This is a genomic window from Photobacterium sp. OFAV2-7, assembly GCF_022347985.1.
Taxonomy (GTDB): Bacteria; Pseudomonadota; Gammaproteobacteria; order Enterobacterales; family Vibrionaceae; genus Photobacterium.
Genome location: NZ_JAKRFQ010000621.1, coordinates 1 through 3,209, shown reverse-complemented (window position 1 = coordinate 3,209; position 3,209 = coordinate 1). Strand labels below are relative to the sequence as shown.

Sequence of the window (3,209 nt, the reverse complement as noted above, 5' to 3'; positions counted from 1 at the left end):
CTGCCAGCCCTTTCATGGTTCGGCCATAATCTAGTAATAATGCTGCTTTGCTGATAGTGAAAACACCAGATCGGTTGAAGCCGCGTGGGAAATTTTTATCGTCGTAAAATTTGCCTTCACTTCTCATATTATTGCTTCCTGATGAGATTTTCGCTGATAGTCGTGCAGTAAGCTGAAGTTGTAAAACAAAGTATTTTCGTCGTGACGATAAAAATATTTGATTAAAATAATAGGAAGCGAAGGTGTACTATATCCGTTTGTCTTTTTTTTGATATTGGGAACTCATTTGGATACTGAATTGCTCCGAACGTTTCTGGAAGTAACAAAAACGCGACATTTCGGCAGGGCTGCTGATAATTTATTTCTCACCCAGTCGGCGGTGAGTTTTCGAATACGGCAGTTGGAATCTCAGCTGGGTAATGACCTATTTTCGAGGCAGCGTGGCAATGTTCAGCTTACTGCTGCTGGAGAACGTTTGCAGCCTTATGCCGAGGCCATTTTGCAAACCTGGGGCAGGGCGAAACAGGATGTTGCACTGTCAGATAGCCTGACGAAACAGGTGACAATAGGCGCGTCACCGATGTTTTGGGAGTTCGATGGAATATCTGATTGGATCAACCGGATCTATGAGGCCGAAGACGGGTTGTCGCTGCGGTTAGAGTCAGTGTCACGTCAGAGCATGGCTAAGCGCCTGCTAGACAAAAGTATTGATGTATCAATAACCAGTGAGCCGCCGAGAATTGACAACTTGCAAGTGACGAAAGTACGGGATTTTCAGTTGCAGCTTGTGACAAGGGCCCCTGACTGTTCTATGGATGAGCTGAGTGCGCTTCCCTTGGTGTTTCTTGACTGGGGAACCCGGTTTTCAGTCGAGCATAGTCGCATCAGTGAGTTGCAAAAAACACCAGTCATGCACACCCACTCCAGCAGAATGGCGCTTGAGTATATGCTTAACAATCATTCTGTCGGTTTTTTGCCGTCTCCTGTTATTGCTCAGAGCGTTGAAGAAGGAGCATTACACCCTGTATCAGGAGCGCCCGTAATGGAGCAGTCCTTATATTTGGTCTGGCGGGATGATAATGACAAGCTGGGTTTGCTACAGACTATGCTGGCAGTACCGTTTAATCAGGTGATTGAGAGTGTTTGATAAAATTTATTGATTATCACATGCAAAATTTCTTGTTGTACACGGGTTACAATCCTTTCTACTCTTCGCGCAAGGAGAAGCTGGAGGTCAATATGTGTCTCGGATCACGAGCTGTTGATTACTGGTAATTATTTTTCTCTGTGACGCTAAGTTTTAGCATTACTGTCATAATTGACTATTACTATTCGGTAAATCTTGGTGACGATAGCAACAGATATGCAGGTTGTTGCCAGTGACAACACCGAACTTTTTATACTCTGGATATGTGTCAGGAAACGAACATGGCAAAGTTAGATCAAAAATTCAGTAAAGGATCTAAGTCCAAACATAAATTCGATCTGGATGATGACTTTCAAGACATCAACCAGCAGTCAAAGAAGAAAAAGCGCCGTATTGCAAGACAGCGTGAAGAGTATACAGAGTACGACGACTATAACTATTAATTATTGCTAGCGGATTGCGGTATAATGGCTGCAGTTATATGAATCATCAAAGAGCTGTGCAATGCTAGAAAACCTAAATATCCCGACTGATATCGAAAAAGAGCCAGAATTGGCGATCCCTTCCATCGAAGAGCAAAAGCGCATCGTTGAAACGTTGAAGCGCCTGGAAGAAGCTGGTGAGCTAACACCTGAATTGCTTGAAGAGTACATGACGGGTAAGCGAACGATCGACGAAGATAGCTAATATCGATACTGGAACCCTGAATGATTGAACGGCCCCTCTGTTAAGAGGGGCCGTTTTTTATGCTTCATTTTCGAAGGATAACTGCGCTGACGAGCTATCGAAAAGCGGGCTGCTGGCTTTTTGTCAATTTCAAACTGAAAGACTGGTAGCCCAGTAGCAAAGTACAAGGTAACAACCAGCTTAGGTGGCTGCTATAGAGAGGCAACCACTGAAGCAGAACTTGATCAAGCGAACCACTCACCATACCGAGTACGGCAGCTGTGTCGATACTGCCAAATAGAAAGGCTGTCAACACCAGGTACTTCAAGTGATGGTTCTCTGCGAGTGATAAAGATGCTGCGAGCACAAGCGTTATTGCGATAGGGCAGAGAACGAGGATCAAAGGCAGACTGAACGAAATAAGTTGTTCAAGTCCGACATTGGCCACAAGAGAGGTCAGTACGATAACGGCAGTGGCCGTTTTCGCAAATGGCAACCGGTAGGTTTTCTCAAAGTACTCGGCATTGGCATTGGTCAGCCCGATGACGGTTGTCAGGCATGCCGTTAGGGTAATAACGGCAAGTAATACCTGGCCGACAGGGCCGAGTATTGCCGCTGAGTAGAGAGTCAGAATTGCGCCGCCGTTGCTGGCACCAGCGGCAATCTGTGAAGAGCTTGCTCCCAGGTAGCTCATTGCCAGATAACAGGTGCTCATCAATACGATGTAGATGCCGGCGATGAAAAAACTGTAGCGTTGGATACCAGCTTGGTCTGTGATCCCTTTTTCCTTGATAGCCTGGATGATCACCCAGCCAAAGGCCACCGCTGCTATAGCATCTAATGTCATATAACCTTCCAGCAGGCCGTTCACCATCGGTGCCTGTTTGTAAGATTCAATGGCCTGAGTGGCCGAGCCCTGAGGGTAAAACATGGCGGTTATCACCAGGATCCCCAGCATAGCTATCAAGGCTGGTGTCATGAACTTGCCAATGATGTCTACGAGTTTTCCTGGTTTAAGAGCCAGCGTCAGGCTGATAGCACAGAAAATGATGGAGAAGGGGAGCAGGTAGCTTTCGCTGACAAATGGTTTGAGCCCCATTTCGTAGGCAACAGTAACCGCACGGGGCAGTACGAAAGCCGGACCTAAAGTGATGAAAACCGTTAGCCAGAATGTGCGATCCAACCACGGCGGGAGTGCTTGGGTGAGTTTGTTGGCAGAAGAGAGCCGTCCCAGAACGACTATAGTCAGTGCAGGCAGGCCGACAGCTGAGATCAGAAAACCCAGCATCGCACTGAGCCAGTTCTCACCGGCTTGCTGGGCCATCATTGGGGGAAATATAAGGTTACCTGCACCTAGAAACAGTGCAAAGGTTGTAAAGCCAATGGCAAGTTCATG

General features: G+C 46.7%; 5 protein-coding genes. 3 read left to right on the top strand and 2 right to left on the bottom strand.

Annotated elements, in window-relative coordinates:
• Positions 1–127: DUF413 domain-containing protein (gene maoP, locus MHN01_RS21910; RefSeq protein ID WP_239413429.1), on the bottom strand; the 127-nt coding region annotated here is incomplete at its 3' end.
• A gap of 159 nt (positions 128–286) precedes the next feature.
• Here maoP and hdfR point away from each other — a divergent pair.
• The 3 genes from hdfR (at position 287) to MHN01_RS21895 (ending at position 1,834) form a co-directional block, all read left to right on the top strand.
• On the top strand, positions 287–1,147 hold the full coding sequence (gene hdfR / locus MHN01_RS21905) for an HTH-type transcriptional regulator HdfR (RefSeq protein WP_239413426.1): 861 nt from the start codon (positions 287–289) through the stop codon (positions 1,145–1,147).
• A 281-nt stretch (positions 1,148–1,428) separates the two neighbouring features.
• Positions 1,429–1,590, top strand: a complete 162-nt coding sequence (locus MHN01_RS21900) for a hypothetical protein (RefSeq protein ID WP_239413425.1) — start codon at positions 1,429–1,431, stop codon at positions 1,588–1,590.
• Between the two features lie 61 nt (positions 1,591–1,651).
• Entirely contained in the window at positions 1,652–1,834 is a 183-nt protein-coding gene (locus MHN01_RS21895) for an ATPase (RefSeq protein ID WP_239413424.1), read from the top strand.
• 94 nt (positions 1,835–1,928) lie between these two features.
• Here the strand turns inward: MHN01_RS21895 and brnQ are convergent, their stop codons facing one another.
• The gene (gene brnQ, locus MHN01_RS21890) at positions 1,929–3,197 is read right to left on the bottom strand and encodes a branched-chain amino acid transport system II carrier protein (protein WP_239413427.1); all 1,269 of its coding nucleotides are present in this window, start codon (positions 3,195–3,197) and stop codon (positions 1,929–1,931) included.
• Positions 3,198–3,209: the final 12 nt, after the last annotated feature.

What these genes read in the sequence shown, in the direction of transcription:
- MHN01_RS21900 (WP_239413425.1), top strand. Translation starts at nt 1,429, where the DNA reads ATGGCAAAGTTAGATCAAAAATTCAGTAAAGGATCTAAGTCCAAACAT.
- MHN01_RS21895 (WP_239413424.1), top strand. Translation starts at nt 1,652, where the DNA reads ATGCTAGAAAACCTAAATATCCCGACTGATATCGAAAAAGAGCCAGAA.